Source organism: Haloplanus rubicundus (genome assembly GCF_003342675.1).
Taxonomy (GTDB): domain Archaea; phylum Halobacteriota; class Halobacteria; order Halobacteriales; family Haloferacaceae; genus Haloplanus; species Haloplanus rubicundus.
In genome coordinates this window covers 2,837,987-2,862,353 of record NZ_CP031148.1, presented here as the reverse complement: position 1 = coordinate 2,862,353, position 24,367 = coordinate 2,837,987, and the positions used below count along the sequence as shown (strand labels likewise).

25 protein-coding genes and 1 tRNA gene are annotated in these 24,367 nt (G+C 67.9%); 13 read left to right on the top strand and 13 right to left on the bottom strand.

Going from position 1 to position 24,367, the window contains the following annotated elements:
- Window positions 1-40 precede the first annotated feature (40 nt).
- Window positions 41-2,881: a DEAD/DEAH box helicase gene (locus DU484_RS15775; protein WP_114606402.1), complete on the top strand. Its 2,841-nt coding sequence runs from the start codon at window positions 41-43 to the stop codon at window positions 2,879-2,881.
- Here the strand turns inward: DU484_RS15775 and DU484_RS15770 are convergent.
- Together DU484_RS15770 and DU484_RS15765 are read right to left on the bottom strand one after the other, a co-directional pair.
- Window positions 2,878-3,570: a YqjF family protein gene (locus DU484_RS15770; RefSeq protein ID WP_114606401.1), complete on the bottom strand. Its 693-nt coding sequence runs from the start codon at window positions 3,568-3,570 to the stop codon at window positions 2,878-2,880. The genes DU484_RS15775 and DU484_RS15770 overlap by 4 nt on opposite strands.
- Window positions 3,571-3,670: 100 nt before the next feature.
- A complete protein-coding gene (locus DU484_RS15765) occupies window positions 3,671-4,030 on the bottom strand; it encodes an ArsR/SmtB family transcription factor (protein ID WP_114606400.1) in 360 nt (119 codons plus the stop codon).
- A 160-nt stretch (window positions 4,031-4,190) separates the two neighbouring features.
- On the opposite strand from DU484_RS15765, the gene DU484_RS15760 reads away from it, so the two are divergent.
- A complete protein-coding gene (locus DU484_RS15760; RefSeq protein ID WP_114587299.1) occupies window positions 4,191-4,634 on the top strand; it encodes a hypothetical protein in 444 nt (147 codons plus the stop codon).
- A gap of 114 nt (window positions 4,635-4,748) precedes the next feature.
- Here the strand turns inward: DU484_RS15760 and DU484_RS15755 are convergent, their stop codons facing one another.
- Complete coding sequence (locus tag DU484_RS15755) at window positions 4,749-6,932, bottom strand: AAA family ATPase (RefSeq protein ID WP_114606399.1); 2,184 nt, start codon at window positions 6,930-6,932, stop codon at window positions 4,749-4,751.
- A gap of 63 nt (window positions 6,933-6,995) precedes the next feature.
- Entirely contained in the window at window positions 6,996-7,814 is an 819-nt protein-coding gene (locus tag DU484_RS15750; RefSeq protein ID WP_114606398.1) for a fumarylacetoacetate hydrolase family protein, read from the bottom strand.
- 270 nt (window positions 7,815-8,084) lie between these two features.
- On the opposite strand from DU484_RS15750, the gene sufB reads away from it, so the two are divergent.
- Genes sufB through DU484_RS15740 form a run of 3 tightly spaced genes read left to right on the top strand, consistent with a single transcriptional unit; the run spans window position 8,085 to window position 10,104 of the window.
- Complete coding sequence (gene sufB, locus DU484_RS15745; RefSeq protein WP_114586887.1) at window positions 8,085-9,515, top strand: Fe-S cluster assembly protein SufB; 1,431 nt, start codon at window positions 8,085-8,087, stop codon at window positions 9,513-9,515.
- A 5-nt stretch (window positions 9,516-9,520) separates the two neighbouring features.
- Window positions 9,521-9,670: a DUF7563 family protein gene (locus tag DU484_RS20835; RefSeq protein ID WP_449405114.1), complete on the top strand. Its 150-nt coding sequence runs from the start codon at window positions 9,521-9,523 to the stop codon at window positions 9,668-9,670.
- 44 nt (window positions 9,671-9,714) lie between these two features.
- The gene (locus DU484_RS15740) at window positions 9,715-10,104 is read left to right on the top strand and encodes a hypothetical protein (protein ID WP_114586886.1); all 390 of its coding nucleotides are present in this window, start codon (window positions 9,715-9,717) and stop codon (window positions 10,102-10,104) included.
- A gap of 114 nt (window positions 10,105-10,218) precedes the next feature.
- On the opposite strand, the gene DU484_RS15735 is transcribed toward DU484_RS15740, so the two are convergent.
- Window positions 10,219-10,293: transfer RNA gene (locus tag DU484_RS15735), tRNA-Glu, on the bottom strand.
- A 132-nt stretch (window positions 10,294-10,425) separates the two neighbouring features.
- Between DU484_RS15735 and DU484_RS15730 the strand changes: the two genes are divergently transcribed.
- A complete protein-coding gene (locus tag DU484_RS15730) occupies window positions 10,426-11,157 on the top strand; it encodes an SDR family oxidoreductase (RefSeq protein ID WP_114586885.1) in 732 nt (243 codons plus the stop codon).
- 74 nt (window positions 11,158-11,231) lie between these two features.
- Here DU484_RS15730 and DU484_RS15725 read toward each other — a convergent pair whose 3' ends face one another.
- From DU484_RS15725 to DU484_RS15715, 3 genes are all read right to left on the bottom strand, one after another.
- The gene (locus DU484_RS15725; protein ID WP_114586884.1) at window positions 11,232-11,654 is read right to left on the bottom strand and encodes a hypothetical protein; all 423 of its coding nucleotides are present in this window, start codon (window positions 11,652-11,654) and stop codon (window positions 11,232-11,234) included.
- 219 nt (window positions 11,655-11,873) lie between these two features.
- The gene (locus DU484_RS15720; RefSeq protein WP_114586883.1) at window positions 11,874-12,062 is read right to left on the bottom strand and encodes a YegP family protein; all 189 of its coding nucleotides are present in this window, start codon (window positions 12,060-12,062) and stop codon (window positions 11,874-11,876) included.
- 9 nt (window positions 12,063-12,071) lie between these two features.
- Window positions 12,072-12,335, bottom strand: a complete 264-nt coding sequence (locus tag DU484_RS15715) for a hypothetical protein (RefSeq protein ID WP_114586882.1) — start codon at window positions 12,333-12,335, stop codon at window positions 12,072-12,074.
- An 84-nt stretch (window positions 12,336-12,419) separates the two neighbouring features.
- Between DU484_RS15715 and DU484_RS15710 the strand changes: the two genes are divergently transcribed.
- The gene (locus DU484_RS15710) at window positions 12,420-13,094 is read left to right on the top strand and encodes a hypothetical protein (RefSeq protein WP_114586881.1); all 675 of its coding nucleotides are present in this window, start codon (window positions 12,420-12,422) and stop codon (window positions 13,092-13,094) included.
- Window positions 13,094-13,753, top strand: a complete 660-nt coding sequence (locus DU484_RS15705; protein ID WP_114586880.1) for a hypothetical protein — start codon at window positions 13,094-13,096, stop codon at window positions 13,751-13,753. The genes DU484_RS15710 and DU484_RS15705 overlap by 1 nt, the downstream gene beginning before the upstream one ends.
- Here the strand turns inward: DU484_RS15705 and DU484_RS15700 are convergent, their stop codons facing one another.
- Window positions 13,754-14,290 carry a DUF7344 domain-containing protein gene (locus DU484_RS15700; RefSeq protein WP_114586879.1) on the bottom strand — a complete coding sequence of 179 codons (537 nt, stop codon included), beginning with the start codon at window positions 14,288-14,290 and terminating at the stop codon, window positions 13,754-13,756.
- Window positions 14,291-14,618: 328 nt separating this feature from the next.
- On the opposite strand from DU484_RS15700, the gene DU484_RS15695 reads away from it, so the two are divergent.
- Together DU484_RS15695 and DU484_RS15690 are read left to right on the top strand one after the other, a co-directional pair.
- Window positions 14,619-14,819: a dodecin gene (locus DU484_RS15695; RefSeq protein WP_114586878.1), complete on the top strand. Its 201-nt coding sequence runs from the start codon at window positions 14,619-14,621 to the stop codon at window positions 14,817-14,819.
- Between the two features lie 115 nt (window positions 14,820-14,934).
- On the top strand, window positions 14,935-15,336 hold the full coding sequence (locus tag DU484_RS15690) for a universal stress protein (protein WP_114606397.1): 402 nt from the start codon (window positions 14,935-14,937) through the stop codon (window positions 15,334-15,336).
- A 2-nt stretch (window positions 15,337-15,338) separates the two neighbouring features.
- Here the strand turns inward: DU484_RS15690 and DU484_RS15685 are convergent, their stop codons facing one another.
- On the bottom strand, window positions 15,339-16,367 hold the full coding sequence (locus tag DU484_RS15685) for a mechanosensitive ion channel family protein (protein WP_114606396.1): 1,029 nt from the start codon (window positions 16,365-16,367) through the stop codon (window positions 15,339-15,341).
- Window positions 16,368-16,460: 93 nt separating this feature from the next.
- Here DU484_RS15685 and priS point away from each other — a divergent pair, with 93 nt between their 5' ends.
- Entirely contained in the window at window positions 16,461-17,615 is a 1,155-nt protein-coding gene (gene priS, locus DU484_RS15680; protein WP_114606395.1) for a DNA primase small subunit PriS, read from the top strand.
- Window positions 17,612-18,487, top strand: coding sequence for a hypothetical protein (locus DU484_RS15675; protein ID WP_114606394.1), 876 nt, complete (start codon window positions 17,612-17,614; stop codon window positions 18,485-18,487). The genes priS and DU484_RS15675 overlap by 4 nt, the downstream gene beginning before the upstream one ends.
- A gap of 32 nt (window positions 18,488-18,519) precedes the next feature.
- On the opposite strand, the gene DU484_RS15670 is transcribed toward DU484_RS15675, so the two are convergent.
- From DU484_RS15670 to DU484_RS15660, 3 genes are read right to left on the bottom strand one after another with little or no spacing between them, the layout of a single operon-like run.
- The gene (locus DU484_RS15670; RefSeq protein WP_114606393.1) at window positions 18,520-19,755 is read right to left on the bottom strand and encodes a carboxypeptidase-like regulatory domain-containing protein; all 1,236 of its coding nucleotides are present in this window, start codon (window positions 19,753-19,755) and stop codon (window positions 18,520-18,522) included.
- Window position 19,756: 1 nt separating this feature from the next.
- On the bottom strand, window positions 19,757-22,156 hold the full coding sequence (gene ccsA / locus DU484_RS15665) for a cytochrome c biogenesis protein CcsA (protein WP_114606392.1): 2,400 nt from the start codon (window positions 22,154-22,156) through the stop codon (window positions 19,757-19,759).
- On the bottom strand, window positions 22,153-22,560 hold the full coding sequence (locus DU484_RS15660) for a thioredoxin family protein (RefSeq protein ID WP_114606391.1): 408 nt from the start codon (window positions 22,558-22,560) through the stop codon (window positions 22,153-22,155). The genes ccsA and DU484_RS15660 overlap by 4 nt, the downstream gene beginning before the upstream one ends.
- Window positions 22,561-22,922: 362 nt before the next feature.
- On the opposite strand from DU484_RS15660, the gene DU484_RS15655 reads away from it, so the two are divergent.
- Window positions 22,923-24,365: a c-type cytochrome gene (locus DU484_RS15655; protein WP_114586870.1), complete on the top strand. Its 1,443-nt coding sequence runs from the start codon at window positions 22,923-22,925 to the stop codon at window positions 24,363-24,365.
- Window positions 24,366-24,367 lie beyond the last annotated feature (2 nt).

The following is a 24,367-nucleotide window of genomic DNA, read 5'->3' as shown; positions in this document are numbered from 1 at the left end:
GAACGGTGGTCTTAATCCGCTCGGACCGTTACGGGGGCCGATGGCAGACGGGACGCCGGTCGCCGGGATGGACGCCTTCACCCACCTCGGCGACCGGGTGCGGGCGGCGCTCTCCGAACGTGGCTTCTCGACGCCGACGGAGCCACAGCGCCGCGCGATCCCGCCCCTCGCCGCCGGCGAGAACGCCCTCGTCCTCGCGCCGACGGGGACGGGCAAGACGGAGACGGCGATGCTCCCCGTCTTCGATTCGATCCACCGTGCGGAGGACCGCTTCGGGGTCTCGGCGCTCTACATCACGCCCCTCCGGGCGCTCAACCGCGACATGCGCGAACGCCTCGACTGGTGGGGCGAGTATCTCGACGTCGAGGTGGACGTCCGTCACGGCGACACCACGCAGTACCAGCGGAGCAAGCAGGCCGACGACCCGCCGGACGTGCTGGTGACGACGCCGGAGACGCTGCAGGCGATGCTGACGGGCGAAAAGCTCCGGAAAGCACTCTCGGACGTGGAACACGTCGTCGTCGACGAGGTGCACGAACTCGCCTCCTCGAAGCGTGGCGCGCAGTTGACGGTGGGTCTCGAACGCCTCCGGAACCTGGCCGATCCCTTCCAGCGCATCGGCCTCTCGGCGACGGTCGGATCGCCCGCGGAGGTGGGCAAGTTCCTCACTGGCGACCGGGGCTGTACGCTCGTGGAGGTAGACGCCGGTACGAACGTCGACTTCCGGGTCCGGAACCCCGACCCGACCGACGAGGACGAGCGACTGGCGGGCGAACTCGCGACCGACGTTGACATCGCCAGCCACGTCCGCGCGATTCGGGACATCGTCGCCGAGAACGAGTCGACGCTGGTGTTCGTCAACACCCGGCAGACGGCGGAGGCGCTGGGATCGCGGTTCAAACGACTCGACGCCCCCATCGGCGTCCACCACGGCTCGCTCTCGAAGGAGGCCCGCATCGACGTGGAGGAGGCGTTCAAGAGCGGCGAGATAGACGGCCTCGTCTGTACCTCCTCGATGGAACTCGGCATCGACGTGGGGCGGGTGGATCACGTCGTCCAGTACGGGAGCCCCCGGGAGGTGGCCCGGCTGCTCCAGCGGGTCGGCCGCGCGGGCCACCGCCGCGACGCCGTCTCCGAGGGGACCATCCTCGTCGATCACCCGGACGACACGTTCGAGGCGCTGGCCATCGCCCGCCGGGCCGTCGCGGGCGAGGTGGAACCCGCCGCGATCCACCACGGCAGTCTGGACGTCGTGGCGAACCAGACCGTCGGCCTCGTGATGGACCACGGCGAAATCGACGCCCGCGACGCCTACGAGACGCTGACGCGGGCGTACCCCTTCCGTGACCTCTCCGAGGCGGGGTTCCGCGAGGTGGTGCGCGAACTCTCGGGCAACCGCCTCCTGTGGCTGGAGGAAGAGGCCGACCGGCTGGAGAAGTCGGGGGGGACGTGGCGCTACTTCTACGCCAACCTCTCGATGATCCCCGACGAGGAGACCTACGAGGTGTACGACCTCTCCTCGCGGGAGACGGTCGGGACGCTGGACGAGAAGTTCGTCCTCAACTTCGCGACGCCGGGCGAGACGTTCATCCAGCGCGGCGAGATGTGGCGCATCACGGAAGTCGACGAGGAGGAGACGCGGGTGGAGGTGACGCCCATCGAGGACCCGGCGGGCGAGGTGCCGTCGTGGACGGGGTCGGAGATTCCCGTCCCCGCGGCCGTCGCCGGCGAAGTCGGCGAGATGCGCGGCGTCGCGGCTGGGCAGTTCGAAACCGGTGGCGACCGGATCGCCGTCGCCCGCGAGTTCCTGCCCCGGTATCCGGGCGACGAGCGCACCCTGACCGAGGCGCTCGCTCCGGTGGAGCGGCAGGTCGAGACGGGCGCGCCGACGCCGACGAACGACCGAATCGTCGTCGAGGGTCAGGGCCGGACCGTCGTCGTCGACGCCGCCTTCGGTCACGAGGTGAACGAGACGCTCGGGCGCCTCTGCTCCGCGCTCGTCGGACAGAAGACCGGCTCGTCGGTCGGGATGGAGGTCGACCCCTACCGGATCGAACTGGAGGTGCCCGGCCGCACCGGCCCGAGCGACGTGGTGGAAGTGCTGGAGACGACGGACCCCGGCCACGTCGAGAGCCTGCTCGAACTCGCGCTCAAGAACTCGGGGACGCTGAAGTTCACGCTCGCGCAGGTGGCCGCGAAGTTCGGTGCGCTCAAGCGGTATCAGGGGCAGGGCCGCTTCGGCGCCGACCGCCTGCTCGCGGCGCTGGAGGACACGCCCGTCTACGACGAGGCGGTCCGTGAGGTGTTCCACACCGACCTCGCCGTCGAGGAAGCGGCCGCGGTGCTGGAGCGGATCCAGTCGGGCGAGGTCGACCTCGTCACGGCGCGGGAACTGACGCCCATCGGCACCGGTGGGCGGTCGAGCGGGCGCGAACTCCTCGTCCCCGAGAACGCGGACGCGAGCGTCGTCGAGACGCTGAAAGAGCGGATCCACGAGGACCGGGTGATCCTCGCCTGCCTCCACTGCACGGAGTGGACGCGGAAGACGAAGGTGAAACGCGTCCCGGACCAGCCGCGGTGTCCGGAGTGTGAGTCGACGCGAGTCGCCGCCCTGAATCCGTGGGACGAGGAGGCGGTGAAGGCGGTGCGCGCCGGGGAGAAAGACGAGGAACAGGAGCGGCTGACCGAACGCGCCTACCGGTCGGCGAACCTCGTCCAGAGCCACGGCAAGCAGGCCGTCGTCGCCATGGCCGCCCGCGGCGTCGGCCCGCACAACGCCGCCCGGATCATCGCCAAACTCCGCGAGAACGAGGCCGACTTCTACCGGGACATCCTCGAACAGGAGCGCCAGTACGCGCGGACGCAGTCGTTCTGGGACTAGCTACGCCGAATCCGCCCCGCCGTCACGTCGATGCCCGGACTGTACCGCACGTGCGGCTCGCCTCCCGGGCGGTCGAAGCCGTTCGCCGCGAAGAGCGTGTTCTCACGGATCGTGAGCGCCGCGTCGCTCAGCGGCCACGGCGGGTGATCGATCTCACCCCGGTAGAGCCGGCCGCCGTCGCTCTCGGTGTAGAAGCGGTAGCGCTCGGTGAGGAAGGCGTCGAGCGACCCCGGAGCGACCGGGTCGGTCTCACCCGTCGGTCGGTACGTCGCGTCGAACCGCGCCGGCGACGCCCTGCGGTGGGTGCGCCGACTCCGGAACCGAACGCCGTCCACCCGGTCTTCGACCTGCATCGCCGCCCGGTAGTAGGGGAGCCGGAACAGCCCGCGGGCCAGCGACACCCCGATCCGGTCGTCGGCGTCGAGGTTGTAGAAGTAGACGCCGCCGCCCTCCGATCCGCGGACGTACGTCCGCAGGTTCAGTTCGGGGAAGGAGAGTCCGAGCGAGCGCGGCAGGCCCCGGGGACGGATCGACTCCATCCGAAAGCCCACGACGCCGAGGTAGGCGTCGCCGTCGTGGGTGTCCACGTCGAGACCCTCGGGGAGCGTCGCCGCGACGACGCCGGGGTCGACCGACCAGTGGGCGAAGAGGATGTCCGTCCAGCGCATCGACAGGAGCGAACGGCGCATACGTGAACGTGAGGTCGCGAGCGGGTTCCGTCTGTCGATTGGCTTCGTCTCGGAGTACGCGTCTAGCACGCGGTAGTGCCGTCGAGGACGGGGGAATCGATCATCGGCTGTCCCGGACGTTCGTCGCCGGCGACGTGACGGTGTCCGCCAACTCGTCGTGTGTCTCGACCGACAGCGCGAGCTCCCCGTCGGACACCGTGACGTGGAGTTCTTCGAGCGTCGTCTCGAACTGGCACCGATGCGCCCCGTCCGATCCGACGGTCGAGTGTTGTCGGAGGAGGCCGTGTTCTTGAAGCGTCGAGACACGCCGGTAGACTGTCGCGAGCGAGGCGTCGCAGATGTCGCCGAGGTCCTTCGCCGTCCGTGGCTCCCGATCCGCGGCGAGGAGGATCCGTCGCGAGTACTCGTCCGCGAGGAGTCGGAAGACAGCTGTCGTCGCGTCGGTCTCTTCGGCCTCCATGGATGTGTACATGAGTTCCACTACTAAAGGGACAACGATCTCGGAGTAAGGTGCTTATTCACTCTAATTCGGGCTGGGACGGTGGATGCGGATATGCAAGTTCTAAACAATAGTGCAAACTCCCCGTCCGCTTTACCTGCTCGTGGACGAACCGGGTGGCGTGCACCTTTCACGGAGGCGTCTCGCCACCTCGGCACTCGTCGGCGCTGGCTCGTTCGTCCTCTTCGGCGTCGTGACGGGACTGCTCCCGAACCCGCTCTACGTCCGGCAAGTCCCGCGGACGATGCCAGATTACCTGTTTCTCGTTCTCACCGCCGGATTTCTCGGCCTCTACACGCTCCAGCGCCCGGCCGACGGACGAACCGACGACGGGGCCGCGACCGCGAGCACGGTCGTCTGCTTTCTCGCGTTCGGCTGTCCGACCTGTAACGCCGTGTTGCTCGCGCTGTTCAGTAGCTCCGCGTTGCTGACGTATTTCGACCCGCTCCGCCCGCTTCTGGGCGCGGTGAGCGTCGCCCTCTTCGGCTGGTTGCTCTACGCTCGCTCTCGGCGCGGGTGTGACTCCTGTGTCGAGCGTCGGTCGCCCGGGTCGCGATCCGACTGAGCCGAGTACGCCCCGCCCGACATCGGAACGTCTATCCGACGACGAGGGCGGTGCCGCCGAGACGGAGCGGGTTCCCTCCGAAGGGCATCGCGACGAGTGCGCCGGGTCCGACCGCTACCCAAGCGACGGGTCGACGACTGAGAGCGCCGCTTCGAAGTGATCGGCCGAGAGCGACACCTCGTCGGCGTGCTCGTTCGCCTCCGGACCGGGGTAGGCGTCGGCCACCGCCCGCACCGCGAGCATGGCGGCCTCCCGGCAGACGGCCGCGAGGTCGGCACCGGAGTAGCCCGCCGTCCGCGCCGCCAGGTCGTCGAGGTCGACGCCGTCGGCGAGGGGTTTGGCGCGGGTGTGGACATCGAGGATGGCGCGGCGCGCGCCCTCGTCGGGCGCCGGCACCTCGACGTGCGATTCGAGCCGCCCCGCACGGAGGAGCGCCGGGTCGAGGGTCGCTTTCCGGTTCGTCGCCGCGAGGACGATCAGGTTGGGGTTGTCCGCGACGGCGTCGAACTCCGTCAGGAGTTGGGAGACGACGCGCTCGGTCACCTCGTTGCCGGCGCGGTCACGGTCGGTCGCCACGGCGTCGATTTCGTCGAAGAAGACGATGGCCGGCGCGGTCTGGCGGGCGCGGTCGAACACCTCCCGGACCGCCTTCTCGCTCTCGCCGACGTAGCGATCCAGCAGTTCGGGACCCTGCACGCGGACGAAGTTTACCTCGCTCTCGGCGGCGACGGCGCGGGCGAGGAGGGTCTTCCCGGTCCCCGGCGGGCCGTAGAGCAGGACGCCGGAGGGCGGGTCGGCGTCCGCCGCCTCGAACAGCGGGCCGTAGGTGAGCGGCCACGTCACGGCTCGTTCGAGGGTGGCCTTCGCCTCCGCCAGGCCGCCGACGGACTCGAACCCCTCCGTCGGTGCCTCGGAGACGTACTCGCGCATGGCGCTGGGGTCGACGCTCGCCATCGCCGTCTCGAAGTCGTCGCGAGTCACCCGGATGTCGGCCGTCGGCGTCCCCTCGCGTTTGGCGCGGCGGAGCGCCGACATCGCGGCCTCGGTCACCAGCGATTCGAGGTCGGCGCCGACGAAGCCGTGGGTGCGGGAGGCGAGGCGGTCGAGGTCCACGCCGTCGGTCATCGGGACGCGCCGGGTGTGGACGTCGAGAATCTCGCGGCGGCCGGCGACGCCGGGGACGCCGATCTCGATCTCGCGGTCGAAGCGCCCGCCGCGGCGGAGCGCGGGATCGAGGTCGTCGACGCGGTTGGTCGCGCCGATGACGATCACCTCGCCCCGCGCCTCCAGTCCGTCCATCAGCGAGAGGAGCTGTCCGACGATTCGGTCCTCCATCCCGCCGCCGTCCTCGCGTTTCGGCGCGACGGAGTCGATCTCGTCGAAGAAGACGATGCTCGGTGCCTCCTCACGGGCGCGCTCGAACACCGCGCGCAGGCGCTCCTCGCTGTCGCCCTTGTACTTGGAGACGATTTCCGGGCCGGAGACGGAGATGAAGGTGGCGTCCACCTCGTTGGCCACCGCCTTGGCGATCAGCGTCTTGCCCGTCCCCGGCGGGCCGTAGAGCAGGACGCCCTTCGGCGGGTCGACGCCGAGGCGGGTGAACAGCTCCGGCTCCGCAAGCGGGAGTTCGATCATCTCCCGCACGAGGTCGAGTTCGTCGTCGAGGCCGCCGATGTCCTCGTAGGTGACGCCCGTCGCGGGGCGGGCGTCGCCGCTCGGCGTGGGGGTGGACGAGGCCGTCCCGTCCCCCACCTCTGGGTCGGCCGACGTCGACGGCCGGTCGTCCCCGTCCCCGCCCTCGGCCCCGCCACCGATCAGTCGCACCTCGGTCCCGTCGATCGACCGGACGGCGCCGTCGGGTCGCGTCTCCACGACCACGAAGGGGTCGGCGGCGACGCTGTCGACCCGGACCTGATCGCCGTCGCGGAGGGGCCGGCCGTCGATGGCCCGTCGGAGTTCGCGGCGCACCGATTCGCGGTCCGCATCGACTCCCGACGGCGCCGAGAGCGTGATCGAATCAGCGTCGGCGACGCTCGCCCGGCACACCCGGACGGTGTCGCCGACGGCCACGCCGGCGTCGGCCCGCGTCCCCGCGTCGATCAGGATGGCGTCGCCGGGGACGCCGGCCCGCGCCGGCCACAGTTTCGCCACCGTCTCGCGCTCGCCCGCGATGGCGACGGCGTCGCCGCTCAACACGCCGAGACGCTTTCGGGCGGCCTCCGGCAACCGTGCGATGCCACGGCCCGCGTCCCGTTTCTCCGCGCTCCGGACCGTGAGTTCGACCCCGCCGTCGTTCATTACCCGTCGGTAGGACCCGACCGGCCCTGTACCCTTCGCTCCTCGCGGCGGTCCACGCCGCGGCTACCGCACCACGTCCGCCGCCACCGACCCGATCCGGTCCACCTCGGCCCGCACGTGATCTCCCGGCTCGATGGGGTGGGCGCCGGGCGTTCCCGTCGATATCACGTCGCCCGGCTCCAGCGTCATCACCTCGGAGTGATAGGCGACGAGTTCCCGCGGCGAGAAGTGCATGTTCGCGACGGTGTTTCGCGCCCGCACCTCGCCGTTCACGACTGTCCGCACCTCGATGTCGTCGAGCGTCACGCCCGGCCCGGGGACCGCGACGTGCGGCCCGAGGACGAGGAAGGTGTCGTAGCTCTTCGCCCGCGTGAGGAATCGGGGGTTGCGTTCGAGGACGTCCTCGGCGGTCATGTCGACGACGGGCGTGTACCCAGCGATCACGTCGTCGGCGTCCTCGACGGCGACGTTCCGACAGGTTCGGCCGATCACGACGGCGAGTTCCGCCTCCGCAGTCACGCGGTCGGACTGCTCACGCGGCGGCAGGCGGATCGGCCCCCCCGGCCCCGTCGCCGCCGTTCCCGGTTTGAAGAAACTCGCCGGTTCGTCGGGCGGGTCCTCCGAGAGGTCCGCCGCGTGGTCGGCGTAGTTGAGGCCGATGCCGAACAGTTTGCCGGGGTCGGCGAGCGGCGGGCCGAAGGTGATCCCCTCGCGGGAGAGAGGGTCGGCCGTCGCCGACTCGACGTTCGGGAGGCCCTCGGTCGCTCGCGGGAGCGCGTCGCGGACGCTCGAAACGTCGGGATACGCCGCGTCGAGGGGGACGAAGCCGTCGTCGTCGCCCAGGAGTGGGTCGCCGGCTGCGGTGCGGGCGAGCGAGCGCATTATGCGCCCCCGTCTCGCCGCTCGGTGGCGGTCGTTCCGTCCATACCGGGTCCCGCGGCGGCGACGATAATGAATCCCCGGACTGATCGCCTCGACTGTGAGCACCGTGACTCGTCGATCCGCCGTGACCGATTCGGGACGGGACCCGATCAGAACGTCGTGTTTTGTAACTACGAACAATTTCAGAATAGACGAGAGGAAACTGATTATAGTTACAAAATTCCGTTTTGCTACCCTAGCTTTATTCTTCCATATCCGAAAATACGACTGATGAGTTCGGATCAAGATCACCTCAAAGAGACGGACACCGAGGCCCGCTTCGAGTTCAAGAAGGAGGAGCGCTCCTCCTTCCAGGCCGAGAAGGGTCTCACCGAAGAGACCATCCGCGTCATCTCGGAAGACAAGGGCGAACCCGAGTGGATGCTGAAGCGGCGCCTCCGTGCGCTCGAACAGTTCCAGGAGATGCCGATGCCGACGGACTGGCCCGGCCAGCCCGACCTCTCCGAGGTCGACGTCAACGAGATCATCCCGTACATCCGACCGGACGTCGAGACGCGCGAGAGCGTCGACGACTGGACGGACCTGCCCGACGACATCAAGGACACCTTCGACAAGCTGGGGATTCCGGAAGCCGAGAAGAACGCCCTCTCGGGCGTCGGCGCCCAGTACGAGTCCGAGGTCGTCTACCAGAACATGCAGGAGCAGTGGGAGGAGAAAGGCGTCATCTTCTGTAACATGGACGAGGCCGTGCAGGAGCACGAGGACCTCGTCCGCGAGCACTTCATGACGAAGTGCGTCCCCCCGAGCGACAACAAGTTCGCGGCGCTCCACGGCGCCATCTGGTCGGGCGGCTCGTTCGTCTACGTCCCCGAGGACACGACGGTCGAGATGCCCGTGCAGGCGTACTTCCGCATGAACTCCGAGGGGATGGGCCAGTTCGAGCACACGCTCATCATCGCCGAAGAGAACTCGGAAGTTCACTACATCGAGGGCTGCAGTGCGCCGAAGTATTCGGCGTTCAACCTCCACTCCGGCGGCGTCGAAGTGTTCGTCGGCGAGGGCGCTCACGTGCAGTATTCGACCGTGCAGAACTGGTCGAAAAACACCTACAACCTGAACACGAAGCGAGCGCTCGTCGAGGCCGACGGGCGCATGGAGTGGATTTCGGGGTCGATGGGGTCGAAGGCGACGATGCTGTATCCCTCGACGGTGCTCAAAGGCCCCGGCGCCTCGGACAACCACATCACCATCGCCTTCGCGGGCGAGGGCCAGAACATCGACACCGGGGCGAAGGTGTACCACAACGCGCCGGAGACGAAATCGACCATCGAGTCCAAGTCCATCAGCAAGGACGGCGGCCGCACGAACTACCGCGGGCTGGTCCACATCGCGGACGGCGCGGCGGACTCCTCGACGTCGGTCGAGTGTGACGCGCTGATGTTCGACAACGAATCCACCTCCGACACGATGCCGTACATGGAGATCAACGAGTCGACGGTGGACGTGGCTCACGAGGCGACGGTGGGGAAGATCGGCGACGAGGACGTGTTCTACCTCCAGAGCCGTGGCCTCGACGACGACGACGCCAAGCAGATGATCGTCTCGGGCTTCATCGAGCCGATCACGGAGGAACTGCCCATCGAGTACGCGGTCGAACTCAACCGTCTCGTCGAACTCGAGATGGAGGGGAGTCTCGGCTAGGTGTTATGCCGACCTGTACGTACTGTGGCGCGCACGTCTCACAGCGGTTCGTGACCGTCTTCGGTGACGGTCGCGGAGACGTCCGGGCCTGTCCCAACTGCACGGCCAAGGATCGTATCGTCAAGGAAATGCACGCTCGCGCGGAGTCGGACTGATCCGGAGGACCACGGGGGCTCCCCCGACTCCGTGCCACCGAAAGATGTCCATCGAAATGCTACGCTGTTACGACTGTGGGAACGAGTACGGACACATCGGGACGGCGCCCCATCCGGGCCGATGTCCCGCCTGTGACTCGGTGTGTGTCCCGCCCGCCGGCGCGCTCACCGTCGTGGACCGTCCGTTCTGGCGGAGTGCGAACGGGTTATCGAAAGCCCGGATTCGTGCCGTCGACGCACACGAGCGTCAGTTCGTGTGGGAAGTCGCCGCCAAGGGCTCTCGGGGAACGCTGGTGGCCGTCGAGGTCGATGGGGTCCGAATCGACGCCCGAGGGAGCGATCGGCTCACGCCCCTGCCTGCGGCTATCGAGGACGCGATTGCCGAACTGGGAGTTGGCGACGTCGAAACCAGTCGGCTCGGGCAGCCAGAGTGAGACGTTCGGAAAATGCTTCGACAGGGATTCGAACCACGGTCGCGGCGACACCGCTCCCTGATTCGAATCCCATCGGCCGCGTCTCACTCGCTCACAGAAGTTCGCTCGCTTCGATGCTCCGACAGGGATTCGAACCCTGGTCATTGCCGTGAGAGGGCAATATGATTGGCCGGACTACACTATCGGAGCGTCGTCGACGCATCCGAATCGAAGGGGTGCCGATATTTAAACGCAACTATCTCGGTCGTCCGTGGGAGGGTGGCACGCGGTCGGGGTTCGACTATAGTATAAAGGGCCTCCGGGCCGTCGGATCGCACGACCATGAGTCTCGACGACAGCGCGACTATCGTCACGGGTGCGAGTTCCGGCATCGGGGAAGCGACCGCACACGAGTTCGCGAGCCGAGGGGCGCGGGTCGCCCTCGCCGCGCGGAGCGAGGACCGACTGGCCGAGATCGCGGCCGATCTGGAGACGGAGTACGGCACGGAGACGCTGGTGGTGCCGACGGACGTCCGCGACGAGGCGGCCGTCGAGGGCCTGATCGACACCGTCGCGGCGGAGTGGGACGGCCTCGACGTCCTCGTCAACAACGCCGGACTGGGCCGCGGCGGCGACGTGGCCGACCTGTCGACGGAGGACTACCGAGCGATGATGGACACGAACGTCGACGGCGTCTTCTTCGCGACGCGGGCGGCCCTGCCCCACCTCGCGGCGTCGGACGGCAACCTGATCTTCGTCGGGAGTTTCGCGGGGCAGTACCCCCGCCCCGGCAACCCCGTCTACTCGGCGACGAAGTGGTGGGTTCGGGGGTTCGCCCACGGGGTCGAGGGGCAGTCCGGACCGGACGGCGTCGGCGTCACCGTCGTCAACCCGACGGAGGTGCGGACGGAGTTCGGCGGCGACGACGGTGACTCCTTCGCCGAGCGCTTCGAGCCGGGCGAGGTGAGCGAACCCGAGGAGATCGCGGACGCCATCGGTTTCGCCGCCGCACAGGACCACTCGACGGTCCACGAGATCGACGTGTACCGACGCGACAAATTCGAGGGGTGGTAGCCGTCGATCGTACGGATCGACCGTCGCCGGGTGCCGGTTCGTCGCGGCGGTCCGAGCAACAGCGGACGGCGGGCTCACCAGGAAGCGATCTGTTTGTCGATGCTCGTGCACTGCCAGGTCCAGGCCCAGCCACAGATCGAGCCGTCCACGTCGAGCGTCTTCTTCCTCCAGTCGGCGACGAACGTGACCTTGCCCTTGACGGCAGGTAACTCGAACGCTCCGGTGCCGCTGGTCTTTCCGCCCGGCTTCTTCTCCAACTTCAGGTGTTCGACCCGCTCACCGAACGCGACGACGCTGATTTCGAGGTGTTCGTCTCTGAGGATAACGTCGGCAGTGACGCCCACGTACAGTGGGACGTGCCAGGACTGTCCTTCTTCGCCCTCGAACACGGACGGTTCCGTGGGAACCTCGGGCGCCTCCAGTTCGGGGAGCACGTCCTCGCCCGGCGGGTGGAACACTACTCCCTCGATCGATCCGCTTTCGGCTGGTTGTGACATGACCGACACCACGTTGGTTTTGTGAAGATATAGCCTTACCTACAGGAATGGGTGGTTCGAACAGCCGAGGCAGTCGAAGCTCGTCGCCACCTCCGAAAAATTGACATAATCCAGTGGCGTCGACGGGTCGGGACCCGACGGGAGTCCGATGCCGGATACGTGCTCCGGGCGTAACGGACCTCCCTCTCCGGAGCATGCCGACGGCGTCGGCTGTCCGTCTCACGCGGCGTCGACCGACTCGACGCCCGCGTCGGGGGCGACGCGCTTGAGCCGCTGTACGTCGCGCGCCGCGGCGTGTTCGGTGTCGTAGACGCCGTCGCTCGTCGCCACGACGGCACCGTCGTCGGTTCGGAGGCGCCACCGAAACCCCTCCGGCGTTTCGATCAGCTGGAACGTCGCGGAAGCCATACGCGAAGATCAGGAGAGCTGTCTCGACCACCAGTGGAGCCAGTCCGCCAGCGGGCCGCGCATCCCCTCGACGTGGACGCGGACGGTGCCGTCGAGATGCCACCGCGCGAACTCCGACTCCGAGTCCATCCGCAGGGGCACGTCGACGGTCACCTCCTCGAACGTACACTCGAGGTCCTCCTCGCGGTCGATGGCCGTATCGAGTACGTCGTCGACGACGTCCAGCCACGTCTGCCCTTCGGCGACGGACCGGTCGGACGGATCGTTCGACATCACGTAGAGCAAGTAACGGGGTTGGCTTGTATCTTCGCCCCGCGTCGTGCGAAGCGTTTTCAGGATTCACGACGACGGGTCACTATGCCGACTGCCGAATCCGGGACCGGACTCCGTCGGCTGGTCGAACGACGCCGGCTCAACGCGATTCTCGGGTGGTCGTTCGTGGTCGTGCTCTGCCTGATCGGCGCCGGGGCGGCGCTCGACGGCCGCCCGCTCTGGGCGGGATTTACCCTGACGCTGGTCGCTCTCGCCGTCGTTCCGGCCGTCGCCTTCCGGAAACCCGACGCGATGTTGCCGTGGGAAGTGTTGGCGCTCGCTTCCATCCCCTCGCTGGGTCGGCTTCTCGTCGCCGGCCAGACCGTCGGCGGCGTCACGCTCACCGGCCGCATCACGACGTACGTCGCCGTCGCGGCCGCGGCGCTCATCCTCGCGGTCGAACTCGACGTGTTCACGCCCGTTCGGATGAGCGACACCTTCGCGGTGGTGTTCGTCGCCATCGCCACCGTCGCCACCGCGGGGCTGTGGGCCGAAGTGCGGTGGCTCTCCGACATCCTCTTCGGCACGGGGTTCCTGCTCGACGGCCGCCCCGAACACGTCGTCGAGGAGGCGCTCATGTGGGATTTCGTCGCCGCGACCGTCGCCGGCGTCGTCGCCGGTGTGCTCTTCGAGCTCTACTTCCGCCGCTACGCGGACACCACGCCGCGGTATCCCGTCGATCCCGGTGGGAAACGGCGGGGACAGGGCGGTGAGCCCTGATGCGTCTCCGCGACCGTATCGGCCTCACCGACCGCCGACAGCGACAGCTCACGCGGGCGATGCAGGTGTCGCTGCTCGTGTTGATCGGGCTGGGTCTCGAACGGGGGTCGCTGGGCATCGTCGTCAACGCGACCATCGGTCTCGGCGTGACCCAACTTCCCGCCGTCCTCGAGCGGGACTACCACATTCCGATGGACTCCGCCCTGACGCTCTGGATCACCGCCGCCGTCTTCCTGCACGCCCTGGGGACCGCCGGCCTTCCCGGGGCCGAGACCAACTTCTACCGGAGCATTCCGTGGTGGGATCACCTGACGCATACGCTGTCCTCCTCTATCGTCGCCGCCGCGGGCTACGCCACGGCCCGCGCGGTCGAACTCCACTCCGACGCCGTCTCGCTCCCCGACCGATTCATGTTCGTGTTCATCCTCCTGTTCGTCCTCGCCTTCGGCGTCTTCTGGGAGGTCATCGAGTTCGCGGTGGCCGGCGCCGCCGCGCTCTCCGGAACGCCGGCCGTCCTCGTGCAGTACGGGCTCGAAGACACGATGCTCGACCTGCTCTTCGATACGCTCGGCGGCGTCGTGGTCGCGGTGTGGGGAACGGCCCACCTGACGGACGTGGTCGGCGCGATCGCGGAGCGACTCGGCCGGACCGACGCGTGATCAGGCGTCCCGACCACGTTCCTGCGTCACCTGGAGAATCGAGATAGCGACGAACGCCGCGCACGCGACGGCCGCGTAGCCGAGTCCGGACACCGACGTGAACGGCCGGACGCCGAGTGTCGCCAGCCCGACCGGCACGGCGACGACTGCGGCGACGAGGAGATACCACCGCCACCATCGACGACGTTTCCGGTCCGTGTCGGCGGCGAGATAGGGGAGGCAGTTCTCCGCCCCCGCCGCGAGTTCGACCCGACCCGCCCGACGGTCGTACGAGATGATGTTCTGTTCGGCGAGTTTGGGGAGGTGCATCTGATAGAGCGCCGTCTGCACCCGCTTGCGCTGTTTGTACGTCACCGCCGCCGGCTCACAGTCGTTTTCGATTGCGGCGATGTACTCACTCAGGTCGCGGAGGTCGACCGGCCCCTCGTGGGTACGGAGGTAGTGAATCACCTCGCGGCGCCGCTCGTTGCGCAGCATCGAGAACAGGTCGTCCCGCGACAGATCGCTCGTACTGGGGCTGGTGAGTTGCGGTCCCATCCGTCAGTTCAGGCGATCCATCCTCGTCGTTGTCGATCCCCGGCGGTGCCGACGTACACTCGCTGGCGTCGACCCTGCGGTCCCTCGGTTCGACCCCTTTCCTGCCGCCCATCCGCTCCAACGGTTGTCTCGCGCCGCGTCACCGAGCGTGATGAACGGTACACTCTATACAGTTCCGCCAACACTCTGTTATATGTTGTGGCCGACGTCGACCTCCTCGCCCCCTCCCTCGATCAGGGTGTGCCGCTTGGACGGTGAGGACGACGACGGCCGACCGCCCGTGGACGTGAATTTAAGTCACTCCTATACGAACATCTGACACGTAGCCATGGTCTTCAAGAAGATCACCCTAATCGGGACGAGTCCGGAGAGTTTCGATAAGGCAGCCGACGACGCCATCGACCGCGCCGAAGAGACACTGGACAACGTGAAGTGGATCGAAGTCGACGAACTGGGCGTCGAGATAGCGAGCGTCGAGAACCGGGAGTACCAGGCCGAGGTCACCGTGGCGTTCGAACTCGAGGGTTGATCGGTTCGCCCCGTCCTCGCGGCGCCGCCGCTCGACGGGGTCGATCCGTGCCGTCGCCCGCGCGGGGCCGCCCGAATCGAATAGATTGAAACGCCCCCGAATCGTCTGTCCTCGCATGCCCCTGGTGGTCGTCCCGGTTCGCTACCCGCTCAGTAGACACTCCCAGGCGACGCTCGCCGAGGCCGTTCGGATCGCCGAGGAGCGCGACGCCGACCTGACGGTCCTCCACGTCGACCTCTACCAGGAGGGCCGCGAGGTGACGCGAACCGAACTCAAGCGGGCGGTCGAGGCGGAGTTCGGTCGGATCGACCGCGCGCGCTACGTCATCCGCCGGGGCTTTCTCGTCGAGGAGACCATCCTCGACGAGGTGGCCGCGGAGAACGCCGACGTGGTGGTCATCGGCTCGAAGCAGGTCAGCCGGTGGCGACGCACCTTCAGTCGCTTCCTCGACGACCCCGACATCGACCGCTTCCTGCGGGAGAAACTCGACTGTGACGTGGTGACCGTCAGCGCGTAGCGTCACTCCCCACCACCGTCGTCGGCCGCGTCGATCCCCACGTCCTCGTCGCTCTCTATCGACTCCCGCGTCGTGACGCCGCTGTCCTCGGGCGCGCTCGGCGGTTCGATCCCGTCCCCGACGGCGACGCGCGCGGTCCCGCTGTGTTCGTCGAACAGCAGGTGCTGGTGAGGGTAGGCGATCTCCACGTCCGCGTCCTCGAGGGCCGTCCAGATACGCTCGCGAACGGTCGACTCGATCCGCGGGATCTTGTAGGGGGTGCGCACCCAGTAGCGGAGGCTCAACCGGACGCCGCTGTCTGCGTACGCGTCGATCAGACAGGTCGGCTTCGCGGGGTAGCGGGCGCTCCCGATGCGGATGTCCGGCCCGCCCTCGATCACCCCGTCGCAGTTGCGGGCGGCCCGCTCCATGATGTTTCGTGCCGCCTCCAGATCGCCCTCGTAGGTGACGAGCAACGGGAGGGAGAGCCGCGTCCGTTCGTCCTCGGCCGAGAAGTTGGTCACGTCCCGTTCGCGCATCGCGGAGTTGGGGACGACGAGGAAGGTGTTCTCCAGCGTGAATATCTTCGTGTAGCGGAGGGTGATGTCGTCGACGAAGCCCCGGCGGCCGTCCTCCAGTTCGATCATGTCACCGATCTCGTAGGGGTTGTCCGCGAGGACGAACACGCCGTTGATGATGCTCCCGACGATGGGGGCGAGGACGATACCGAGAACGGCCGAGAAGACGGTCACCGAGAGGACGATGTCGCCGATGCCGAGGCCGACGATGCTCCCGGCGGCGAACGTGGCGACGATCACCGTCGAGACGCGGATGATGCCGAGCACCGTCTGCGCGACGCTCTGTCGGTCGAACCGGCGGGCGACCGGGCGTCCGAGCAGGCGCACGAGGAACTTCGAGAGGACGACCCCGAGGGCGACGACGAGCACCGCGACCAGTACCCGAGCCGTTCGGAAACTCCACAGCCACCGCAACAGCGCCTCGATTCCGGTCGGTGGACTCGCCCCTGCCAGTGCGACCGGTCCCATGTCCATGCGGGTCACTCACCGCGTCCGGAAAAAAGGGTTTCCACGTCACCGCCCGCGTTCGGAAGTTACTAACTCGTCGGCTACGCAGGTGGGGGACGAATGGATCGACGGACACGCGAGTATCTCTCGGGCCGGTTCGGCGACTACTATCGGGACGCCGATCCGACGCTCCCGCCCGCCCCCGACGCCCGCGAGTGGGGCCACATCCCGTGGACGGGCGGCGAGTCGACGACGATGGTCCGCCACCAGTCCATCTACGACCTCGGCGACGTGGACGACTTCCTCGCGCGCGAGGCGCCGCGACACGTCTACTTCTCCGCGGCGCGCTACGACGATCCGGGCGCCGACACGATGGACGAAAAAGGCTGGCGGGGCGCCGACCTCGTCTTCGACCTCGACGCCGACCACCTCCCGAGCGTCGACCCCGCCGAGACCACCTACGCCGAGATGCTCGCGGCCTGTAAGGACGCCCTGCAGCGGCTGTTGGACCTACTGGAAACCGACTTCGGCTTCGAGGACGTGACCGTCGTCTTCTCCGGTGGCCGCGGCTATCACGTCCACGTCCGCGACGACGGCCTCGCCGACCTCGACTCGGCGGCCCGACGCGAAATCGTCGACTACGTCCGTGCGGTCGACCTCGATATCGAGGGACTCGTCCGCACCCGTGCGGTCGGCGGGGCGACCCGACGCGAACTCCGGACGGCGGGCGGGTGGGGACGACGCACCCACCGCCGCCTCCGCGAGTTCGTCGCGGAGCTACAGGCCCTCGACGAGGACGCGGCCCAGGAACGGCTCATGGCCTTCGACGGCATCGGCGAGGGGCGGGCGACCACCCTGCTCGGTGCCCTCGACGGCGAGACGGTCGCCGACGGCAACGTCGAGGCCGGCGGCCCGGGGGCACGGACGCTGGTCGAGGCGCTCGCCCGCGAAACGGTCGCCGACGAGACGGCGCCCATCGACGAACCGGTGACGACGGACACCCATCGGCTGATCCGCCTGCCGGGGAGCCTCCACGGCGGGAGCGGCCTCGTCGTCGCGCGACTCGACCGGGACGAACTCGACGCCTTCGATCCGCTGGTCGACGCCGTCCCCGAACGCTTCACCCGGCGGTCGGTCCGCGTCGACGTGACCGATCCCGGCGTCGTCGAACTCGACGGCGACAGTTTTACACTCGATGCCGGTGAGCAATCCGTACCGGAGTGCGTCGGCGTGTTCCTGATGACGCGCGACCGAGCCCGGAAGGTGAAAGAATGAACGTGGAGGAACTGCGCTCGGCACAGCGCACCGAACGGCAGAAAGACAGCCTCCAGCACCTTCGGGACTCCTTCTACCGCGACGTGGCCGACTACGTCGCCGACCGCAAGGCCGAACGCAAGCGGGTCGCCGCCGAGGCCGACGACCCCTTCTCCTCCCCGGAGGTGAGTCGCCTCACCGACGAGATAGAGACGGCCGAGGAGGTGGTCGAGAGCATCTACGAGCGGCGCGTGGGCAAAATCGTCAAGCGGGCGACCTTCGCTGCGGCGGGGATGGCCGCCGAGGACGAGGGCCTCACCGCCGAGGAGCGTGCCCTCTTCGACGACCTGGTGACGCGAATCGAGCGGAACCGCGAGACGGTGCTCGACACGCTCGCTGGCGAGTACGACGACGCCGGCGCCGACGGAGACGCCGATCGATCGGGCACGGCCGACGCCGAGGGAGCCGACCCCGATCCGGCCCCGTCGCCGCCGGCCGACGCCGCCCCGGCGCCCGACCCCGACGACCTGCTCGCGGAGGCGATGGGTGGCTCGTCGGGCGACGCCGACCCGACGGACGCGGTGCCGAACGACTCGCCCGTGGACGCGGCGGCCGGAGCGTCGCCCGACGAGCCGCCGACCCGCGACGACTCGCCCGTGGACGCGGCGGCCACACCGTCGCCCGACGACTCCCCGACACCCGACGGTGGCGCCGCCGACCCGCCCGCGTCCGACACCGACCGGACCACCCTGCGGATCACGCGCGACGTGGGCGAGATATTCGGCGTCGACGAACGCGAGTACGACCTCGCGAGCGAGGACGTGGTGACGCTCCCGACGCCGAACGCCGAACCCCTACTGGCTCGGGACGCGGCCGAGCGACTGGACGACTAGGGGACCTCGGAAAGAGCCACCTTCGCCGATCCTCAGCCGTCGTCGGGGGCGAGTCGATACCCCACGAGAGCGACGGCGACCATCCCGCCGACGGCGCCGAGAATCTCGACGCCGGGGAACGACGGAATCGTGTTACTCTCCGCGGAGCCGGTGCTGGCGGCGTCCACGTCGGTGCTGGCGCCGGTGCCGTCGCTCTCATCGCCGGACACAGCCGTGGCTTGCTGGCTCCGGGCCCCTTCGAGGTCGAGCCGAATCGACTCGCCCGCCGCGACGGGACCGTCACTGACGAGGAGGGACACTGGCGCGTCACCGACGCGCAGGTTCGACGAGTGGTCGACCGCGTTCGGATCGTACCCCTGAACGACGACGGTGAGCGACGGCGCGTCGCGACGGAGCGTCGTCGTCAGCGTCTGCCCGGTGAGGTCGTACGCCGCGCCGACCCGCACGGTCCCGTTGGCGGGGACGGTGACGTCGAGACGGACGCCAGCGTCGGTCCGCCGATACTCGGCCTCGCGGTTGTCGACCATGCCGGCGTACGGAGTCGCGTTCGCTGGGACGGGGATCGTGACCGATCCGGCGAACGGCCGGTCGGCGGTGTTCCGAAGCGTCACCGTCTGCACGACGCTCGGCACGCCCGAGGCGTTCCGCGGCGGCACCACCTGCAGGACGTACGCCGGCCGCGTCTCGGGGGCGACGTGCAGCGCCGAGGCGTTCGACGTCGGCGGACGAGCCGTCATCGTCACGGACTCGTTCGCGGTCACCGTCCGCCGGTACGGCACGCCGTCGACCGTCGCGCGAAGCTGATACGTCTCGTTCGGTTCGACCGGGCCGACGGCGAACGTCCCGTCGGCGCCCGTCTCGGCGGTCGTCACGACGAAGCCTCCTTCATCGATCACGTCGACCGACACGCCGGACAGCGGAGTGCCGTCGTCGTCGACGACGCGCCCATCGAGGGTGCCACCGAGGTCGATACGCGTCCGCGTCGCGTTCTGTAACACCTCATAGTGGGTCGTGCCGTCGTATTCGACCCGGACGACGTAGCGTGGGGCGTCGGCTACCTCGACCGAGAACGACGAGTCCCGGACCGTCGTCCGTGCGGACTCACCGGCACGCTGGAGCGTCTGTGTCGCGGGGACGACGGTCACCCGTGCCCCGTCGGCGGTACCGTTCTCGACGGTGACGGTTCCCGATATCGACGTCGCTGCCGAGGCAGTCGGGACGGTGGCGAGACAACTGAGGACGACGAGGACGACGAGTACGCGTTTCATATCAGTCTGCGACCTCCGGGTCCGCGTCACGGCTCGGTTCACGAAGGCTCAAATCGGTCGCTACGCCGTGCCGTGGATCGAACAGCGCGACGAGGCTCATCCCGACGAGCAACATGACGATGCTGAGTCGCATCAGCGTGACGAAGGGGATTCGTTTGACGGTGATCGAGGCCGTCCCGTCGCTGACGCCGGCGATGACGTACGTGTCGACGAGGAGTCCGCGGTCGATGAGGACGTCCCGAATCTGCATCCCGCCCTGTTTGGGGTAGCGACGCTGGCCGGCGATGCCCGACGCGACGAGTTGGTCGCCGTCGTAGACCGCGAGCGACACCCCTTCGGCGACTACGCGGGTCGGGGCGACGCTCTCGGGGGGGTTCGACGCCGGACCGACCGTCCCCGATCCGGCGAGGAGGACGGCGTCGGCGCTCGGGACGAAGTCCCACATCAGTTGTCCGCGTGCCACGAGGTGCTGTCCGGCGGCGAGCGAGGCGTTCGTCTCCTCGCCGGGCAGACCGATCCAGACGCGCGAGTCGTCGAGTTGGACGACCGTCGCGCGCGGCCCGTCCCGAACGTCGGTCACGGTTCCGTGGACCGTCTGGACGGAGCCGTTCAGTGCGGGCCCCCGCGCCACCACCTGATCGGTCGAGAGCGCGTACGACTCCACGGCCGGATCGGTCGGGAACTCGGTTCGGGAGTGGCCGAGAATCCGGATCGAGTAGTCCGATTCCGGAATCGCCTGCTGCGACCGGTCGATCGACTCCGTGCCGACGCCGGTCGCCATCACCGACGCCTGTCCCGCGAAGGCGTACATGAACGGGAGCGAGAGGACGAGCAGGGCCGCCCCGATGTGGATCAGGGCGATGCCCGTCTCCTTCAGTTTCGCGTCGCGGGTCGTCGCCGCCCGGATCCGTCCGCCGGTGCGTTTCACGGTGCCCGTGATGGCGTACGCGACGGGTGGGAGCACCGAGAGGAGACTCGCGCCCCCGACGACCCGATAGACGAGGGCGTCGCCGGGGCGCGTCGACGCCAACTGCCACGTTTCGGACGGTGCCACCGCGGCGCCGACGAGCGTCGCGGCGGTGAAGGCGCCGAGGCCGACGAGGCTCCGCCGACTGCCCTCGCCGTCGTAATCCATGTAGAAGCCGAGGAGAAGCAGGAGTGCGAGGACGAGCGGGTAGCTCCAGAGGTTGTAGTACCGCGACTCGACGGAGACTTCGAGACCGGTGACGGCGTCGCGGAGGAGCGGGAAGGTGAGACCCCACAGCGAGACGAACGTGAGGAGGCCGAAGCCGAGGACGGCGAGGTGGAGGAGGTTCGACCGGCGGAGCCACCCGTCGGTGGCGTCGGCGTCGTCGTCCGTTTCGAGGAGCCAGTAGACGAGCGGTGCGAGGACGCCGAGGCCGGCGGTCACCGCCATGAGGACGAGGAAGGCCGCCCCGATGCCGCCGTCGGCGAAGGAGTGGACGCTCCGGAAGACGCCGCTCCGCACGACCGACGTCGTGTACACCGCGAGTGCGAACACGCTGGCGGTCATCGCGGGGGCGAGCACCCGATACCGCCCCGTCGGTTCGTAGGCAGTGACGGCGTGAAGCGTCGCGGTGAGAAACAGCCACGGGATCAGAATCGCCGTCTCGACGGGGTCCCACGCCCAGATGCCACCCCACCCGAGGACGGTGTACGACCAGAGGCCACCGAGTGCAACGGCGGCAGTCAGGAACAGCCAGCTCAGCCGAAGCCACCGGGTGACGCTCCCGTGCCACGTCGGAAAGACGCCGCCGTTGCCACGGAACAGCGAGACGAAGTGGGCCGCGCCGATGGCGAAAGGCATCGCCAACAGAGCGTAGGCGGTGAACATCACCGGCGGATGGATCGCCATGTACGGATCCACCAGCAAGGGGTTCAACCCCTGTCCGGTCGTCGGGACGAAGCCGGGTGGAGCGTTCGGGAACTGCGTCCGAATCGACGCGAAGGGGCTCTGTGCCAGCAACATCCCCGTGAAGTACGTGACGACGCCGAGCGTGAGCGCGTGGACGAGTTTCGCATGCTGGTCCGGAATCCCGCGGACGGCTCCGGCCACCAGCGCCACGATGGAGACGATGACCGCCCACAGCAACACGGAGCCCTCGTTCGCCGCGTAGACGCCCGTCACCCGGTACAGGAGCGGGAGATAGGAGGCGGTGTTCTCCCAGACGTAGGCGTTCGTGTAGTCGGTAGTGACGAACTGGTACGTCAACTGGAGGAGGGCCGACACGAGCAGCACGGCGGCCGCGGTGGTGAGTTTCGACACGTAGTCGAGGTAGGTGTCGTCCGCGGTGAGGTAAGCCCGGGCGAGGATGCCGGTCGCCGAGAGCGAAGCGGCGAAGGCGAGCGCGAGTAACACCGTTCCGACGTTCGGCGTCATCGTGCGCCGTACTCCCGTTTGCCCGCTTCCAGATACGAGCGGAAGTCGCTCGTCTCGGCGTAGCCGTTGATCCGCACGAGCACCTCGCCGTCCGGCGTGACGATGACGTGCTGTGGCGGGTAGTTGACGTTGTACGTCCGTTGCAGGCGGGACGCCGACGGTTCGTCGCTGTCGAGGTTCACCGCCACCTTCACGAAGTCGTCCAGTTCGGACTGCACTGCCGGGTCGGCGTACACCTCGCGGTTGTAGTCTTCACAGTACGTACACCACGTGGTCCAGAAGTAGACGACGATCGGCTTGTCCTCGGCGACCGCCGTCGCCTGCGCCGCGGACATATTCGTTTGCCAGCGGGTGTCTCCGTGGTACGAGTAGTTCTCGTCGCTCAGTGCGGGCGCCGCATTCATCGAAAAATACCCAATACTAAGCAAGACTACGAAGAAGGCGAGGGTCATCGCCTTTCGAGGCTTCATCGGTGACCGCCCGTAACAGCTTCCCTTAGTAAAATGTACTGTCTCGTCGCCGAATCCGTCCGAGCGATCCGAACGAAATCGATTTTCAGGCTCTGAAAAACCGTTTTGGCCGTTTGGTAGCTGTGGCAGCCACGTTCGGATCCGGCTGGTGTCCGACTCCTCGTATTCATGCTGTAGATCGTCGCGTCGATCCGCAGAAGAAGTTTTATATCACATGTGTGGATTATGGGAACTACTGCGCATACAGACTGGACTATACAGATGACAGGTAACTCGACTACGTCGACGGAACAGACATGAGCCAGGGAGATTCGACGCTCCTGCTCAAACCCGCACTCCTCGTCGTCGGGACGGTGATCGCAGCCGTCATCGTCGTGTTCGCCCTCAACGGCCTCCTCGCGTACCTCGGGGTCGGCGCCGTGGGGCCCGCGCCGCAAGCGGGCGCACCGGCGGCATCGCAGGCGAACGCCACGCAGGCGAACGCCACCGGTAACGGGGGCGGGGCAGCGGCGGCTGGCGGCGAGGTGCGGAAGCTGCCCGGGACGTGGGGCGGGAGCAAGTGGTACAACGAAGACCTGCGCGAACAGGAGTTCAAGTACAAAGATCCGGAGGCTGGCGAGGAGGTACAGTTCCAGCCGAAGAAGATGAACGACTCGACGTTGCCCGAAAACGAGAAGCGGGCTGAACTCATTCGGGAAGGGCGTAGCCTGTTCGCCAACACCTCGGAAGAGATGCCCGAACACGTCGGGAACGACCTCTCGTGTGCGAACTGTCACGGTGGGGGCGACCTTCCGACGACCACCGGCATGGTCGGACAGGACATCGACATGATTCCGCTGGTGGGCACTGCCGCCGGCTATCCCGAGTGGACGGGCCGTACCGAGCGCATGCGCGACATGCGACAGCGCATCATGGGCTGTTTCCTCCGGAGCATGAACTCCCCCGGCTCCGCCGAGGGCATGCCGGAGTACGACAGCCGCGAGATTCAGGCCATGGAGTCGTACATGGTCTGGTTGAACAAGGGCACTCCGAGCGAGCGGGTTCCCTACTGGCGGCACATCGAGAAGCCGGAAGGTGACGAGAAGGTCCCCGTCTCGGAGGTCAATCCGGTCCGTGGGGCCGAGCTTTACCTCGAAAACTGTGCGTCCTGTCACGGTGCGGACGGGCAGGGAGTGGACGGTCAGTACCCGCCGCTGTGGGGTGAGGACTCCTTCAACGACGGTGCCGGTATGGGTCGGATGTACACCTCCGCCGGCTTCATCCGCGAGTCCATGCCCTACGGCGCGGGCCACACGTTCTCCAACTGGGAGGACGTCCAGGACGTCGCCGGATTCATGAACGCCCACAAGCGGCCGCACCTGCCGCGCCAGCCGAAAGACTGGGCGGCGGCCGGTGCGCCGGACGAGGGCATCTACTACAACCGGACTCAGCAACGACTCGGCTACGACATGAATCCGATGACGAAGAAGCTCATGCTCGCCGACATCCCCATCGACGACTCGAACGTCACCGAGGAGATGATCCCGGAGGACACGAGCCGGTACGACGAGCCGCTCCGCAACGAGTCGGTCGACGGCTCGTGGGAGACGACCTGGATTCGCACCTACGAGAACGTGGGGAACGAATCGACGAGCAACACGACCGCGTCGAATCGGTCGACGCTCGAACCACAGGCCGCAGTGTCGTCGGCGATGCAGGACGGTGAGTCGGCCGAGAATCGGGCGGACGCTGCGGGCTGACG